Genomic DNA, 15,440 nt, shown 5'->3' on the forward strand with positions numbered 1-15,440 from the left:
ATTATGATTAAGTACGATACACATGTACAGCATTTAAAATATCGTGTACTTCAATCTGTTGCCCGGCACCACTGGCAGGGCGATCTGAGTGATTCTATTACCGAAATTTTAAAAACAGAGATCATCCCCGGCAAAAAAGCGACGATGCGCTGCTGCGTCTATAAAGAGCGCGCCATTGCGGCGGAGCGGGTTAAGCTTGCTATGGGCGGCAATAAATCCAATCCTAACGTCATTGAAGTCATTGATATTGCCTGCGACGAGTGTCCTGTCGGCGGATATGCCGTGACCGATGCCTGCCGCGGATGTATCGCCCATCGCTGCGAGCTTGCCTGCAAGCGGGGCGCCATCTCTTTTGATATGCATCAGCGGGCTGTCATTGATAAGGATAAATGTGTAGAATGCGGTGCCTGCAGCAAGGTTTGCCCTTATTCTGCCATCAAAAACTACAAACGCCCCTGTGAAACTGCTTGTAAGGTGAATGCTATCTCCATGAATGAGGACAAAGCTGCTTCGATTGATGACAATAAATGCATCTCCTGCGGCGCCTGCGTATATCAGTGTCCCTTTGGTGCTATCATGGATAAATCGTTCATGCTGAATGCAATTGATTTTCTTAAGGGTAGCGAAAATAACCAGAAATACAAGGTATATGCTGTGGTTGCCCCTTCTATTGCCAGCCAGTTCACACAAGTGAAGCTAGGACAGGTGATCACCGGCATCAAAGAGCTTGGTTTCTTCAGCGTCATTGAAGCGGCCTGGGGTGCTGATCTGGTTGCTTATCAGGAATCTGCCGAGCTGGCCGAAAAAGGCTTTTTGACAAGCTCCTGCTGCCCCGCCTTCGTTGATTATGTGAAAAAGAATTTCCCCAAGCTGATTGATCATATTTCCCACAATCTTTCTCCGATGGCAGCGATTGCACAAAAAATGAAAGAAGCCGATCCTGACTGTAAGATTATCTTTATCGGCCCCTGCACCGCTAAGAAAAAAGAATTTCAGCTGGAAAGCGTACGGCCTTATATCGACTGTGTATTGACCTTCGAGGAGCTGCAGGCTCTGTTTGGCAGTCGCGACATCGAGCTGGAATCTCTCCCGGAAGATGTGCTGGATAATGCTTCTTATTATGGCCGTATCTTTGCCCGCAGCGGCGGTCTGGCCGATGCTGTCCGTCAGGCTCTGAAGGAGCATGGCATGGAGGATTACGATTACCGGCCTATCTCCTGTGATGGAATTGAGGCGTGCCGTATGGCTCTCTTAAAAGCCAATGCCGGTAAGCTGCCTGAGAATTTCATTGAAGGCATGGCCTGTACCGGTGGGTGTATCGGCGGCGCCGGTTGCCTAACGCATGAAGAAAAGGATAAACGTCAGGTTGACGTCTATGGCCGTGAGGCTCTGGAAAAGACGATCAGTGACGCGATTCATGTTTTAAAGTAATGAACTGCTGACAGTAAAAAAGATCCTGCAAATTATGAAACCGACCTCCCCATTAGACCAAAATCTAATGATTGGAAGGTCGGTTTCTTTTTTCAGAATCTCTCTACAAAGCTGCTTTATTTTTCTACACAGCTTCGTACATAGTTTTCTATTAATTCTTTACCTTTTCCTTGGAAATTATGTCCATTTAATACGATGTCGGCCTGCAGCTTCGTCGGAATAAAATATTTTGTTTCACTGTACTTGGCAGAGTTTAAATAAAAGTCTGCGATATCCTCCATCGTTCCCCGCCCTGCTTTCATATTGCGGACGATTCTGCGGTACATGCGAATCTCTGGATCCAGATCCATATATATCTTTAAATCCTCCAGCTCACGCAGCTCTGGGAAATAAAGCACGGTCAGTCCTTCTAAAATGACAATATCCAAATCCTCGCGGCTGCAAATCTCCTTTGCTGCCTCATAATATGCCTCAAAATTAAGTGATTCCGGGCAATTATAATCATCATATTCCAAATTTGACAGAGGTGAGGTCATCTTTGGCAGGGGACGGTTAAAATATTGATCGGTCGGCAAAAGCCCTACCTGATACTCCTTAAAATCTTCCAGAAGCATTTGTGTAAAAGTAGATTTTCCACTTGCAGAGCATCCTGCGATGGCAATAACAAAAGGTTTTTTCATTTGACATCCTCCATTTTGCCGCTTGGCGGCGATTATAAGTCTATACCGGTCTTTTTCACTAACAACGCTCTGGCTGAATCAAGGGAATCTACGCCAACCCGATTTTTAATAGGTGCAAACTCGTCTTCGCGTATGACTTCAAAGACGGTCACCGCATCAAAGAATGCCAGAATATCAAAAATAAATGTTTCCAGCTTATAGCCATTGGGCTCCTCCGGATGTACTGGATTGCCTTCGGCATCTATACATTCGATTTTTTTATTGGCCCTGTGGATCGGCATTTTTTCATTAGCCCTTTTCTCCGTGGTTTCAATGTGAAAAAGATAATTTAGGGTAACGCCATAATTATACTTGTAATTTCCTGTTTCGTCCATGGAATTTCTTAGCTCATCTGTCAATTCTGAATATTCAACAACAGAGGGCCGGCCATTGCGCAGACAAATAGCTCCTACCTTCTCATCAGGATTTACCTTCGCAATTACTTTGGCGCCCGCCGCATGTCCATTGGCAATCGTGGCTCCGATGAATACCGGATCACCAATGTTTTGCAGTACATTGTCCACTGAAAATACATTGAGCCATTCAATTCCATTTTCCTTCATTTCAGCAATCATTCCATTTCTTTGCAGAGAACTGAACCAGCCGCCATTGCCATTAGGGGTCAGCGATATCCTGCCCTTCTCTTCTAAGAGAATTTTTCCCTGATGATCCAAAGACGGTGCCATATCTTGCTTGAAAAAGTGAATGTACGCCTGCGGATATCCAAAAAACTGATGCTCCTTAAAAAAGGCTACGGTCTGCTCATGATTGCGTTCGCTTGTCATGATATACAGGTGCATATGCGCTCCTAATGGTTTGGTGTTGGCCTCTATGTTACGCAGGAGAATTTCAAATAAATATAATGGTTTTGTGATGCCTACGTTCAGCGTGCCTTTGGGGCCATCAAAGCCCAGCCGGCTGCCCTGCCCTCCGGCTAAAAGAACAGCCGCCACCTTTTCCTGTCTTAGTACCTGCTCTCCTATACAGCGAAAGCGCTCCTCCTGCTGCTTAATTTGCTGCTGGGTAAGCGTCTGGATGGGTGCTATCTGATCCTGATTGGTCTCTGGATTACTGCGCATTGCTTCTTCGATCATCGTATACTCTAAACTTTCGATCTCCTTTTCCAGCTCCCTCTTTTCTTCTTGATTCAGCTGGCTATAAAACCGAAGCACATGCTCCTGTCCGTGCTCTTGCAGGGTTTTGTACATCATTTCATATTGATTCATCATATCCTCCTCTTTCGCTTAGAATATAAAGTCTCAAAGCAACTCATAGCGCGGTTCAAACACTTGAATATAGAGAAATTTAAGACCGCACATCGTCATACCTTTTACACCGGAGTTGCGTCGCAACTCGCAGCGCGGTTCAAATACTTGAATATAGAGAGATTTAAGACCGCACCTCATCATACCTTTTATGTCAGAGTTGCGTAGCAACTCAAAACGTAGCTCTTTTTTTTGAATACACAGTAATAGCTAGCTACGTCCGTCATACCTTTTACATCAGAGTTGCGTAGCAACTCGCAGCGCGGTTCAAACACTTGAATATAGAGAAATTTAAGACCGCGCTTTTAGCCAAACAAAGCTCTGATCTGTACACAAAAAGTCCATATTATACAAGCAGAGAATCTGCTTGATCTGCTCCTGCTCGATCAGCTCTGACAGGTTTTCCCGATAATACCGCAAATCGATCATGATGATTTCCTGATATACTTCTGCTAAAAATGGCACCATGCTATTCGCATAGGAATCTTTAAGCAGCAACAGGGTCTCCTGCCGCTCGGCCGCTTCATTATGCACTCTGGTAAGTCCATAATTGCCTCCCATAAAGGCTGTATATTGATCCTTCTTTTCAAACATCTCCGGCATCAGCACGGTAGCGCTTTTTCCCTCTGCGGTCCATACTGCATGCAGGCCTGGGGAATCCATCACCCAAAACTGCTCCTGCGGATATCCAAACACCGGCGCCTGCGAATAAAGGCTTCCTTTAAACTCTTCGCTCATGCACCGAATTTCTCTCGTCATGATATCTGCTACGCTCTCTCCTCTGCTCTCCATCAGCGCCTGATAGGCATAGGCAGCTCCGCGCATTGTCCAGTGATGATCTGATTTAAAATAAATAGCTTCTTCTTTATGCCCGACAAGCTCATCATAAGCACATACAAAATAAACCGATTCTGGCAGTGCTTCACGAATGATTTCAAGTGCCTGCTGTGGTGAATATGTCAGCGCGTATGCAGGCAGCTCATCCTGATAAATCCAGGAAGCAGTAGGTGCCAGCAGAAATTCAGTATGAACGGTCTCCGGCAGCTTCTTTGTCCACGCTGCCAGTGTCTGCATATTGGCTTCCAGCTGCTCAAATGAAATATTTTTCACCTCAATCAGCCGATGATCGCCGGCAAAATATATATCGCCAATCTGCTCCCGCCCGTTCAGGCGTTCTATTGAATTTTTAAGCTGAATCCATTGATCTCGAAATGGAATATGATCTGCCATATAGGTTTCCAGATCTTCCATATAGGCTCCGCTGCGAATGTTCTGCCAGTTTGCCTGCGGCATCGCGGCCAAATAGCGGTTTTCCATAGCAGAAAATCCTTTGCCGGCCGTCCACATTTGCCCTAGAATCAATACCAGGATGAGCCCCCCAATGATGAATACGGTACATTTTTTATTTGTTCTCATACTTAAAACCTAAAATATAAAAATGGATTATAGGTATCGCTCACCAAAAAAGCCATACAAATGATAAAGAGCCCAATCCATATTACGTTTTCTAAAACTGCCAGCTTGGTTTCTTTCCAGTGCCATTTTTTATGCCATGGAATCGATGCTACCATGCCCATGATAATACAAATACCATAATTTTTCAAGTAAAAAAGCGCCCCTTTGCTCAGCAGCGGTGCGCCGCTCAGGCCAAACATGGTTTGCAGCCAAAGCTTCATCATCGCTAAATCCTCTATGGAAAAAATGACCCAGCCAATCAATACAATCAGCAGGGCATACGCATGCTGCAAAATCTTTGGCAGCTTAGTCAGATACCTGCCTAATAATGCCTTCTCCAGCAAAAGCCATGCTGCATAATACAGTCCCCAGATCACAAAATTCCAGCCAGCTCCGTGCCAGATTCCCGTCAAGAGCCACACAATGAATATATTTCGGTATTGCTTTCTTTTCCCTTTTCTATTGCCTCCCAGCGGAATATAAACATAGTCCCTGAACCAGGAGCTCAGCGAAATATGCCAGCGCCGCCAAAAATCGGTAATGCTCTTTGCAATATACGGATAATTAAAATTCTCTAAAAAATTGAACCCCAGCATTTTGCCAAGTCCAATTGCCATATCGGAATATCCGCTAAAATCAAAATAAATCTGCAGGGCAAAACAAACAGCCCCCAGCCACGCTGAAAGTATACTCAGCTCTTCTGCTCCTGATGCGGTCAGCGCCGCAAAAACCTGCCCCACCTGATTGGCAATCAGCACCTTTTTTCCCAATCCAATCATGAAGCGTGAAAGCCCTTCACTCACCTGATCCCAGCTTTCCTGCCGGTGATTTAGCTCATGGGCGATTGTCGTATACCGCACAATGGGGCCGGCTATCAGCTGTGGGAAAAGCGCCACATAGGCTCCCAAATCCAGCGGACTTTTTTGAGGCTTCGCTTCTCCCCGATATACGTCAATCGTATATGACATAGTCTGAAATGAGTAAAAGGATATTCCAATCGGAAGCGGCAAATTAAGAAGAGGCAGCTCAGTCCCCAGAACGCTGTTCATCGTGCCAATCAAAAAATCTGTATATTTAAAAAAGCCCAGCATACCTAAGTTAAAAATCACTGTGGCATAGATCGCTCTGCGGGCTTTTTTATGATTTCCTTTTTGATTCCATCGATCTGCATATAACGCGAAGGAGTAATCTGCCGCTGTAGAGATCAGCATCAAAATTACATATACCGGCTCTCCCCACGCATAAAATAGCAGGCTGAGCAGAAACAGGATCCCGTTGCGCGCCCTGCGCGGCGCCAGATAATATAAAATCAAAACCAGGGGCAAGTAGCCTAGAATAAAAGTTACGCTGCTAAATACCATAATTATCTTTCCATGACTTCGTTAACAATTTGCTGCGCCAGCTCAGGATCGCCTGAAATGCTGACGATCACATAAGGTCCTTCTGTCTGCACCAATGCCTGTTCGAGCCGCTGCAGTTCCTTGGGATTATAGGTTTTTACGCTTTCCTTTTGCTGCTGGATCCTCTGCTCTGCCGCTTTCTTCACTGTGATAGCCGTTTTTTCGTCCGAACATTCAAAGACGGCAATCTCCTCTGTTGTCGCTCCCGCGCTTAAATAGAGATATGCCTCCTTAATCTGGTCTGCCTGCAGATTATACAGCAGCAGTGCCATCTCCTCTGTGCTCAGCGTCACGTGATCCTCATAGCTAATTTCGCTGCTGAGCCGCTGTGCGAGCTTTTCTATGTCAATCTGACACTCCTCTTTTGAGGCGCATCCTCCCATAAAAGTCATCCATACGCTCACCCAAAGCAGCACCAGTGCATAATGAACCTTTTTTCCCATTCCCCGTTTATCCTTTCCCGTTTTTATTTATTTTACCACAAGTTCAGCTCTGGAGTTTGGCGCTTTGCGCCAAACTCAAAAGGCGGCTCAGGAGCTTGATTAGCCTAAATTGCCTTGCCGCCTTTTACCGTATGCTGCAATAAATAATCCAACCATAGCTCACAATATTCTGCTGTTAAATGGATTCCATCCGTCGAAGCATCAGGCTGCAGGGCTCCGTTTTCCCCAATCAGCGCATCGCCCGGGCTCAGATAGACACAATTCTCTTCCTCGGCCATTGCCTTGATCATCTGATTGCGTTCTGCAATTCTTGCATTGGTAAAGACATCACCCTCTGCATCCTTTTCTGCTGAAACCGGAATAATGCCCTGTACATAGATCACGATTCCCGGCTGCAATTCCTTGATCTTACGAACCAGCTTGCGATAGTCTTCAATAAAAATTTCTGGATAGGGCCAGCCAATTTCATTGATGCCAAACATCAGATATGCCTTTCCATATGTCTTTTCTCCCAGCACATCATATGCCGTTCCCATCTGGCCTGTTGCCAGCTCATAGAGCGCATCCTCACCCATTTTATCGATGCTCATCCCTCTCTCCGCCAAAAAACGGGGCGTCGTCAGACCCGTTCCCAGCTGCAAGCCCTGTGTGCGGGAATCTCCGATAAAGACCGCGTCATCCAAATATGAAAGCTCCGCCTTTTCGGCTGGCGCCGAGCTTTCCATAGAGGCAGAATCTGAAACATCGGGTATACTCACTTCGCCTGCCGGATCCTGTGATTCATTTCCCGGCGCGTCTTCCTGCGAAGATTCTGTTGTGAGCGATCGGGAACTCTCCTCTTCATATGTATCCGTTCCCAAAACGCCTGATTTAATCACCAGTACAATAAAAATGCATAATAAAACAACCATTATACCCAGCTCTGCCCGCTTCATCCCTGCTCTACCTCTTTATCTTCTCTCTGTATTTCGTGTGTTGGTAAAGACTACTCTATCACACCCCCCAGCTCCTGTAAACCCCTCATTGGCAAAGTTAATAATATTTAAAGAACCCTTTACTTTTTTAACCATTTCTGCAAAAATTCGTAACTTCTCCCGCCGTGAATCTGATGGCCGCCCTCAAATACATCCAGCTCCATACGGTTCTCTACATCCCACATCTGATAAGCCTTATGCAGCGCCTCATAGCAGTTCATCACTCCGCAAAGCGGGAAAATGTCGTCGTCTCTGCCGGCCTCCAGCAGCAAAGGACGCGGCAGGCAGAGCCCCAGCACATCACACATCTCACCGTGACCATACACCTGCGGCACAAAATTATCGCTGCAATGAAAAATCTTTAAAATAGAGTCCCGATATGTACAGCCGGCCCCGCTAATCACAGTGGCCTTTAACCGCTCATCCAAGGCAGCAGTATACATCAGCGTTGTTCCTCCGCCCGATATGCCCATCGCGCCGATCCTCTCTGCATTTACCATAGGAAGAGACTGCAGATACTCTATGCTGCGCATCACATCGCGCACTCGCACGCCTGACATTGTCTTTCCCATCATCAACAGATTCATGCTCATCCGAAAGCAGCTGCTCTGCGAAGCATTTTTCTGCTTGTCCTCCTCAAAACGCCGCATGCCAAAGCCCAGCATCTCCGGAGCCAATACGACAAATCCCTGCATACACAGCATGGCCGCGAAATCCTTCTGGTATCCTTCGCCTAAAGCTCTTGCCTCATGCTGCGGTGTCAATCCGACAATCTCTGTCATGCCTGCTCCGTGACCGGCTACTGCTATCACAGCAGGCGCCGGCTCGGTGAGGCCATTCGGGACCAGCAAATATGCCGGAATCTCCATACCATCTTCACCGTCAAATACCACAAGCTGCTGACGAAATTCTTCTCTTTTCACCTCTGAAACAACTCTCGCATTCAGAGCGCCATACTGCGCCGGAAAGCCGGCCAGATCGCTTTTTAAAGCTTTCTGCCAGCTTTCCCGCCACTGTTTCCAGTCTGCTTCATTTTTTTCATTCGGCATTCTATATTGCGGCCGATTTTGATCATACAGTCTTTCAAAATAAGTATCCATATCCATCATCATAAGTTCCTCCGCTTAATCAGGACGTAAGCTGTGTTTGCTGCTTTTCCTCTGGCTCAATCCCCATACTAATCAGCAGGCAGGCATCGATACGCTGCATCGCTTCATGGTTCAGATGGCAGATCCGATCCTTTAATCTCCGTTTATCAATTGTTCTGATCTGCTCCAGCAGCACCACAGAATCACGTACGAGTTCATATTCATTTGCTTTAATAGCCACATGCGTCGGCATTTTTGCTTTATTGATTTTCGATGTGATCGCTGCGCATATCACGGTAGGACTATAGCGATTTCCAATATCATTTTGAATAATCACCACCGGACGGATCCCTCCCTGCTCTGATCCCACTACCGGCCGCAAATCCGCATAAAACACATCTCCTCGTTTAATTACCATAATAACACCCCATATCCTTCTCTGTTAATTGATATCTTCTGTCTCTTTTAAATGTCCAGATGCATTTTTAAAAATGATCTTTTATGAAAGGATTGCCTTATATTTTCTAATTTATACAGGATTTTAAAATTTTATAGGAGTACTCTCGGCACTCGCTTTGTCAGCTGGCAAACCAGCTCATAATGAATGGTATCGGTTAATTCCGCAAGACGCATAGCCGGTACCCCTTCTCCTATCAGCGTTACCTCATCTCCCAGCTGTACCTGCGGAATATCGGTTACATCTACCATAAACTGATCCATACAGACTCGCCCTGTAATGGGCGCCTTTTTTCCTCGAATCATGACATATCCGATATTAGAAAGGCGTCTGGGATATCCGTCTCCATAGCCAACCGGAATGGTTGCGATCCGGCTTGGCCTTGTTGTTACATAGGCTCCGCCGTATCCAATTGCAGTACCTGTTGGTACTTCTTTTAAGTGCACCACATGGCTGATCAGGCTGAGCACTGGTTTTAGCGATGTTTCGCAGATGTCCATTTCTGCTGACGGATATAAACCGTAGAGCATTACGCCCGCCCTTGCCATCTTTTTGCTTACCGGCTGTTTCTCCAAATCAGCCGTTTCATAGGCTGCCCTGTACTCCATGATGGCAGCACTGTTTGCTGTATGATGAAGGGGAATCCATACGCCTTCCTTTTCTAAGCAGTCTAAAAAAGTATCATAGCGGTTCTGCTGCTGCCGGGCCTGTGATTTATCTGCTTCATCTGCCCTCGCAAAATGCGTATAAATACCATCGATAGAAAGCTGTGGCAACCGCATGATATTTTTAATCTTTTGAACAGACTCCTCGCTGCAGGCAAATCCAATCCGCTGCATGCCTGTTTCCAGCTTAATATGCACCAATCCCTTTTTTCGCTGCTTTACGGCCGCTTCAGAAAGAGTCCTTGCCTGCCACTCTTCATATATCGTAATATGAATCTGATGCTCCAATGCCTCCGTGTATTGTGCCGGATCCGTATAGCCTAAAATTAAAATCGGATGCGTGATTCCCAGTTCTCTAAGCTCTACCGCCTCTTCTATGGTTGCCACTGCAAAATAATCGGCGCCTTCCTGCTCCAGGATCGGTGCAACATACTGCACGCCATGACCATAGGCATCCGCCTTAACAACGCCTGCCAGAAGGACCTGCGGTCCGATTTTTTCTCTTACTATGCGTATATTATGCCTTAGGGCTTTTTCATCTATGTACGCCCGCACCCGGAAATATTCAGATGCTTTTTCGTTTGTTGATTGCATATTTTCTGACTCCCTTTATCCTATGCGCCTTATGGCTGACTTGTTATTGCAAAATCTTCATCGGCAAGCGTGGGATTCATCTGGAAGGTTTGATAACTCATATGTATCGAAGGCTTTCCCTCCGTATCCAGAATCTCTAAAGAAAGCGGCGTTCCCGTTCCTTTTGCCAGCGTAAGCTGAGCAGATGCAATTTTTTTATGCTCACCTGAGTAGCTTGCCTGCAACACCAATGTATCTCCTTCGCCTTCACTAAAACTTCCTTCATTTGACTGATACGCTTCTACAAATGTATATAATAAAAGAGCATCCCTTACCGGCGTTTGCTTGGCCTCTATCTCGCCCCCGATGGTCGGGTCCGTCTGTACGACTCTCTCGCCGTCGCTGATTGTCAGTACGCCTGCAAAGCTTTCCGGTTCTAAAATCTCCATCCGGTACTGTCCGCTGATTTTGGCTCTTTGATTGACGCGATATGTATTTTCTCCTTTGTTGGAATGAAAAACAATATCTACCTGCGCTTCGTAGCTTTGCAGTGCCTCCAGCATGGCTAATGCGCTCTCCTCGTCAACTACCTTTGCTGTCGTACCCGTTTTACAGCCTGTCAACATCAGAAGTATCCCTATCATACACCCGATGAGGCAAATTTGCAAGTGGTTTTTCCATTTTTTTCCATTCATTTTCCATTCTCCTATATGACATGATATGCTCTAGCATATGGAGTTAAAAAATGGAATATTCCTTGCCAGCCTTATACAGATGTTTACGTTTATTCATACGCTCGCAATACTTTTAAAATTTCCACATATCTTTCAATTTTCTGATACTTTATTCCCATTTTTTGTAAATAAATATCTGCAATAGGTTTACCTGCCTGCACTTCATTAAGTAGAAAATAGGTTCTGGCAATATCATATTCTTTAGGTCCTCGGCAAACATTGGCAAAATCACTGACTACCTGCCTCCCCTGCTCCGTCAGGATAATATTATAAGGATGAAAATCGCCATGGCACAGTACATTTCCCTCCGGCAGATTATGCAGCAGTTCTGATAGGTCTGATTGAACTTCTTTTTTACCGCACACCTCCTTTATCCACTGTTTATAGGAAATTGCTTCTTTTGAGCACTTGCTAAGCCAGGATGTGTGTATCCGGACAAAGCTGTCCATCGCCTGCTCAAAAGTCTTTGGCTGCATCATCCGAGACGCCAGGCTCTCACCTCGTACATACTCCATCACTAGCCCGTAACGCCCTCCTTTTTCTACCATCTCATATATTTGAGGGACCTCCACCATCAAACTGTTAACCAAGCAATGATGATTATATTCACATTCTACTGCATTTTGAGAATAGCCCTCCTTAAACAATTTCAATATGCATCCATTTTCCATCATAAAAATCTCAGCGGTATTGCCTTCCGCGATTTTCTTCATCGTCCTCTCCTTTTTAAATCAAACAGCGGTATATCCTTCAAATTTCAGATATACCGCTGTCTTTATTATAATACTTCTATTCAATCTGCCAATCAATCGGCTCCATGCCATGCTGACTTAAGAACTGATTGGCTTTTGAAAAATGCCGGCAGCCAAAAAAGCCATTATAGGCTGAAAGCGGACTCGGGTGAGCTGCTTCCAGAACCAAATGCTGTCGATTGGTAATGAGCATCTTCTTGTTTCTGGCATTGCGCCCCCAAAGCAAAAAGACAACTGGCTTTTCCCTCTCATTTAAAAGTGAAATGATCCGATCGGTAAAAAACTCCCATCCCATTCCTTTATGGCTGTTGGCCTGTCCTGCTCTCACCGTCAGCACTGCATTCAGCATTAAAACTCCTTGATCTGCCCACTTTTTCAGATATCCGCTCTGCGGCATCGTGCATCCCACATCCTGACAAAGCTCCTGATAAATATTATGCAGAGACGGAGGAATTTCAATTCCAGGCTTAACAGAAAAACTAAAGCCATGTGCCTGTCCAGGGCCATGATAAGGATCCTGGCCCAAAATAACTACCTTCACTGCCTCATACGCCGTCGCCTGCAGTGTAGAAAAAATCTCATACATATCCGGATAGATCGTACGGGTCCGATATTCCTGCGCTAGAAAGCGATGCAGCTTTTGATAATATTCCTTTTCAAATTCCGGCGCCAGCAGCGGCATCCAATCATTCGTAAATTTAGGAGCCATGATCGCTGCTTATGCCTGATATACGACTTCGCCGTTGATCAGGGTTGCTACCGCTTTAGCATCCACATCCAAAATCGGGTTCTTATCATAAATTACGATATCGGCATCCTTGCCGGCCTTCAGGCTGCCTACACGATCCTGCAGCTCCAGAATCTCAGCGGCATTGATCGTAATTGCCTTTAAGGCTTCCATAACCGGCAGTCCAGCCTGTGCTGCCAAGCCTGCCATCAGCGGCAGATAGTAGCAGGGAATAACCGGATGGTCCGTCATAATCGCAACCTTGATACCAGCCTGATACAGTACATTAGGCGTCTCAAAGCTCTTGTTTTTCAGCTCAAATTTGCTGCGGCTTCCAAAAGAGGGGCCTACGATCGCCACTGCCTTTTCCTTTACCAGATCCTCGGCAATCAGATGTCCCTCTGTGCAGTGATCCAGCGTAATCCGCACATTAAATTCCTTTGCAATCCGCAGTGCGGTAAAGATATCATCCGCACGATGCGCATGTGCCTTTAACGGAATTTCTCTATTAAGTACAGGCATCAGAGGCTCCATTTTAAAGTCCAGCTTAGGAGTCTCGCCCTTCTTCTCTGCTTCTTCCTTAGCCTTTTTATACTCACAGGCTTTAAATAAAGTTTCTCTCAGGACAGCTGCCGTGCCCATACGTGTCATTGGCATTTTTCCCTTGCCATTGTATACACGCTTAGGATTCTCACCAAAGGCAATCTTCATAGCCAAAGGAGCCTTAACGATCATATCATCAACACGATGTCCTACCGTCTTAAAGGCAGCAAACTGACCACCGACTACGTTTGCACTCCCAGGGCCGGAGGCTACCATCGTCACGCCATGCTCGCGCGCTTCCTGCAAAGAAATATCGTTAGGATTAAAACCGTCAATAGCACGCACCTGAGGCGTTACCGGATCGGTCATCTCATTTGTATCGTTGCCTTCAAAGCCAATCGCCTCTTCATCCATACCCAGATGGTCATGCGCATCAATAAAACCAGGAAATACCAATTTGCCGCTGGCATCGATCACCTGGCAATCTGCCGGAGCCTGCACAGAAGCGCCTACCTCTACAATCTTACCATTATCAACCAGAATATCGCCTTGGATAACCTGATCATTTTCCATGGTATAGAGAGTACCATTTTTAATTAAAATCATCTTTTACCTCCTCGCCCTTATTTTACAAAGAGCTTTTTAAAATTGTTTTAATTATACCAGCTTCACAGCCTGTTTGCAATCATTTTTTCTAAGTCAATCTGTGCCGCAATGTCCGAAGCCGTCATGCCATAAACACCATGCGCCTCCCGCGCCAAATCTCCTGCGAGCCCATGCAGATACACCCCCGTATAGGCAGCCTTAAAAGTAGAGACTCCCTGTGCGCAGAGTCCGGCGATCATACCCGCCAGCACATCCCCCGAGCCTGCTGTTGACATCCCCGGATTGCCGGTTGTATTATAAAACACCTTGCCTTCAGCGCCCTGCACCAGCGTGACCGCATCCTTCAGCACAATCACGCTCCGGTACTGCTCCTGCAGCCGGCATATGGCCTCCTGCGGACACCGCATCACCTCCTGCACCGAACACTGCAGCAGTCTAGCTGCTTCTCCCATATGCGGCGTTAAAATCGTATTTTCCCGCACACTGCGGCGCAGCAGGAGCGCCTTTAGCTCCTCTTCCCTTGCCAGCCAGTTCAGTGCATCTGCATCCAAAACCAGCGGTACCTGCTGCGAAAGCCGCTCCAACATTCCCTTCAAAAAGCGCCCTACGTACTCTTGCTGACCCAGCCCTGGCCCGGCCAGTACGGCAGATGCCTGATCCAGCCCCGCAAACGGCAGCTCTTCTTTATCATACGGCGTTGTAATCGCTTCCGGAAGGCTCACCTGCAGCACAGAAGCAGCCTCCTTCGGAATCGCCGCATCCACAAGCCCCACGCCCATTTTATACGCGGCGCGGCCGCTCAAAATGGCGGCGCCTGTCATGGATCTGCTGCCGGCTATCATAAACAGTCTTCCATACGTTCCTTTATGACTGCGGCTGACCCGCTTAGGCAGCAGCCCCTTCACATCCGAAGCCTCCAGCACAAAGGCAGAAGCCTCTCCCAGCGCCGGAACCGTCTCCGGCATGCCGATTTCAGCTACCTGCACCCTGCCCGCATGCTCCTTTCCAGGAAACAGGAGAAGTCCTGGTTTCAGGCGGCAAAACGTAATTGTTTCATCAGCCTCTACCGCGCATCCCAGCACGGCGCCGGTATCGCTCTGTACGCCGGAGGGTATATCAACGGCTAGGACCTTGACCGCTTCCTCCTGATGCGCCCGGTTCACTGCTGCGATCATCTGCGCCCAAAAGCCCTGCACCTCTCGGTCCAGACCTGTACCGAAAATCGCATCCACAATCCAGTCGCTCCGCCGCACCAGCTCCGCCGCCTGCCCGACCTGCTCTTGCTGTACTACCGGGACCTGATACGCCTCCAGCAATGCATAATTGATTCTGGCATCGCCTTTTAAGGATTCCGGCCTTCCGCCCAAAAGCACCTGCACCGAAAGCCCCTGAATCTTCAGCATCCGTGCAATGGCAAATCCGTCTCCGCCATTATTGCCCGCACCGCACAAGATCAGCACTCTTTGCCCGCGATCGCAGCACTGCAAAAGCCAGTCCGCTACGCTGCGCGCCGCCGCCTCCATCAGAAGGAGCCCCGGAATATGAAGCTCCTCAGCCGCATACCGATCGGCCTCGCGCATCTGTTCTGCTCTGCTTATCCACTTCATC

At 47.0% G+C, this 15,440-nt stretch carries 15 protein-coding genes; 1 reads left to right on the forward strand and 14 read right to left on the reverse strand.

Going from position 1 to position 15,440, the window contains the following annotated elements:
* Positions 1–3 precede the first annotated feature (3 nt).
* Entirely contained in the window at positions 4–1,431 is a 1,428-nt protein-coding gene (locus HFE64_09485) for a 4Fe-4S binding protein (GenBank protein ID MCI8633692.1), read from the forward strand.
* Between the two features lie 116 nt (positions 1,432–1,547).
* Here the strand turns inward: HFE64_09485 and HFE64_09490 are convergent, their stop codons facing one another.
* From HFE64_09490 to HFE64_09555, 14 genes are all read right to left on the reverse strand, one after another.
* Positions 1,548–2,111: a hypothetical protein gene (locus tag HFE64_09490; protein ID MCI8633693.1), complete on the reverse strand. Its 564-nt coding sequence runs from the start codon at positions 2,109–2,111 to the stop codon at positions 1,548–1,550.
* Positions 2,112–2,143: 32 nt separating this feature from the next.
* The gene (locus HFE64_09495) at positions 2,144–3,376 is read right to left on the reverse strand and encodes a UDPGP type 1 family protein (GenBank protein ID MCI8633694.1); all 1,233 of its coding nucleotides are present in this window, start codon (positions 3,374–3,376) and stop codon (positions 2,144–2,146) included.
* A gap of 330 nt (positions 3,377–3,706) precedes the next feature.
* Positions 3,707–4,831, reverse strand: a complete 1,125-nt coding sequence (locus HFE64_09500; GenBank protein ID MCI8633695.1) for a hypothetical protein — start codon at positions 4,829–4,831, stop codon at positions 3,707–3,709.
* 2 nt (positions 4,832–4,833) lie between these two features.
* Positions 4,834–6,231 (reverse strand): MBOAT family protein, encoded by a 1,398-nt coding sequence (locus HFE64_09505; protein ID MCI8633696.1) that lies wholly within the window; start codon positions 6,229–6,231, stop codon positions 4,834–4,836.
* A 2-nt stretch (positions 6,232–6,233) separates the two neighbouring features.
* Entirely contained in the window at positions 6,234–6,713 is a 480-nt protein-coding gene (locus HFE64_09510; protein ID MCI8633697.1) for a DUF4358 domain-containing protein, read from the reverse strand.
* Positions 6,714–6,817: 104 nt separating this feature from the next.
* Positions 6,818–7,648 (reverse strand): hypothetical protein, encoded by an 831-nt coding sequence (locus tag HFE64_09515; GenBank protein ID MCI8633698.1) that lies wholly within the window; start codon positions 7,646–7,648, stop codon positions 6,818–6,820.
* Positions 7,649–7,767: 119 nt separating this feature from the next.
* Positions 7,768–8,799 carry a prolyl oligopeptidase family serine peptidase gene (locus HFE64_09520; protein MCI8633699.1) on the reverse strand — a complete coding sequence of 344 codons (1,032 nt, stop codon included), beginning with the start codon at positions 8,797–8,799 and terminating at the stop codon, positions 7,768–7,770.
* Between the two features lie 16 nt (positions 8,800–8,815).
* Positions 8,816–9,193 carry a type II toxin-antitoxin system PemK/MazF family toxin gene (locus HFE64_09525; protein MCI8633700.1) on the reverse strand — a complete coding sequence of 126 codons (378 nt, stop codon included), beginning with the start codon at positions 9,191–9,193 and terminating at the stop codon, positions 8,816–8,818.
* 131 nt (positions 9,194–9,324) lie between these two features.
* A complete protein-coding gene (alr, locus tag HFE64_09530) occupies positions 9,325–10,491 on the reverse strand; it encodes an alanine racemase (GenBank protein ID MCI8633701.1) in 1,167 nt (388 codons plus the stop codon).
* Between the two features lie 29 nt (positions 10,492–10,520).
* Positions 10,521–11,165: a hypothetical protein gene (locus tag HFE64_09535; protein MCI8633702.1), complete on the reverse strand. Its 645-nt coding sequence runs from the start codon at positions 11,163–11,165 to the stop codon at positions 10,521–10,523.
* Positions 11,166–11,254: 89 nt separating this feature from the next.
* Positions 11,255–11,917: a phosphotransferase gene (locus HFE64_09540; GenBank protein MCI8633703.1), complete on the reverse strand. Its 663-nt coding sequence runs from the start codon at positions 11,915–11,917 to the stop codon at positions 11,255–11,257.
* A 76-nt stretch (positions 11,918–11,993) separates the two neighbouring features.
* The gene (locus tag HFE64_09545) at positions 11,994–12,665 is read right to left on the reverse strand and encodes a uracil-DNA glycosylase (GenBank protein MCI8633704.1); all 672 of its coding nucleotides are present in this window, start codon (positions 12,663–12,665) and stop codon (positions 11,994–11,996) included.
* Between the two features lie 9 nt (positions 12,666–12,674).
* Entirely contained in the window at positions 12,675–13,832 is a 1,158-nt protein-coding gene (locus HFE64_09550; protein ID MCI8633705.1) for an amidohydrolase, read from the reverse strand.
* A 62-nt stretch (positions 13,833–13,894) separates the two neighbouring features.
* On the reverse strand, positions 13,895–15,439 hold the full coding sequence (locus HFE64_09555; protein MCI8633706.1) for an NAD(P)H-hydrate dehydratase: 1,545 nt from the start codon (positions 15,437–15,439) through the stop codon (positions 13,895–13,897).
* Position 15,440: the final 1 nt, after the last annotated feature.

Source organism: Lachnospiraceae bacterium, assembly GCA_022794035.1.
Taxonomy (GTDB): Bacteria; Bacillota; Clostridia; order Lachnospirales; family Bianqueaceae; genus CALWPV01.

Bases quoted from the DNA above. Each gene is read 5' to 3' on its own strand.
- HFE64_09485 (MCI8633692.1), top strand. From the start codon at position 4: ATGATTAAGTACGATACACATGTACAGCATTTAAAATATCGTGTACTT.
- HFE64_09490 (MCI8633693.1), bottom strand. From the start codon at position 2,111: ATGAAAAAACCTTTTGTTATTGCCATCGCAGGATGCTCTGCAAGTGGA.
- HFE64_09495 (MCI8633694.1), bottom strand. From the start codon at position 3,376: ATGAATCAATATGAAATGATGTACAAAACCCTGCAAGAGCACGGACAG.
- HFE64_09500 (MCI8633695.1), bottom strand. From the start codon at position 4,831: ATGAGAACAAATAAAAAATGTACCGTATTCATCATTGGGGGGCTCATC.
- HFE64_09505 (MCI8633696.1), bottom strand. From the start codon at position 6,231: ATGGTATTTAGCAGCGTAACTTTTATTCTAGGCTACTTGCCCCTGGTT.
- HFE64_09510 (MCI8633697.1), bottom strand. From the start codon at position 6,713: ATGGGAAAAAAGGTTCATTATGCACTGGTGCTGCTTTGGGTGAGCGTA.
- HFE64_09515 (MCI8633698.1), bottom strand. From the start codon at position 7,648: ATGAAGCGGGCAGAGCTGGGTATAATGGTTGTTTTATTATGCATTTTT.
- HFE64_09520 (MCI8633699.1), bottom strand. From the start codon at position 8,799: ATGATGATGGATATGGATACTTATTTTGAAAGACTGTATGATCAAAAT.
- HFE64_09525 (MCI8633700.1), bottom strand. From the start codon at position 9,193: ATGGTAATTAAACGAGGAGATGTGTTTTATGCGGATTTGCGGCCGGTA.
- alr (MCI8633701.1), bottom strand. From the start codon at position 10,491: ATGCAATCAACAAACGAAAAAGCATCTGAATATTTCCGGGTGCGGGCG.
- HFE64_09535 (MCI8633702.1), bottom strand. From the start codon at position 11,165: ATGAATGGAAAAAAATGGAAAAACCACTTGCAAATTTGCCTCATCGGG.
- HFE64_09540 (MCI8633703.1), bottom strand. From the start codon at position 11,917: ATGAAGAAAATCGCGGAAGGCAATACCGCTGAGATTTTTATGATGGAA.
- HFE64_09545 (MCI8633704.1), bottom strand. From the start codon at position 12,665: ATGGCTCCTAAATTTACGAATGATTGGATGCCGCTGCTGGCGCCGGAA.
- HFE64_09550 (MCI8633705.1), bottom strand. From the start codon at position 13,832: ATGATTTTAATTAAAAATGGTACTCTCTATACCATGGAAAATGATCAG.
- HFE64_09555 (MCI8633706.1), bottom strand. From the start codon at position 15,439: ATGAAGTGGATAAGCAGAGCAGAACAGATGCGCGAGGCCGATCGGTAT.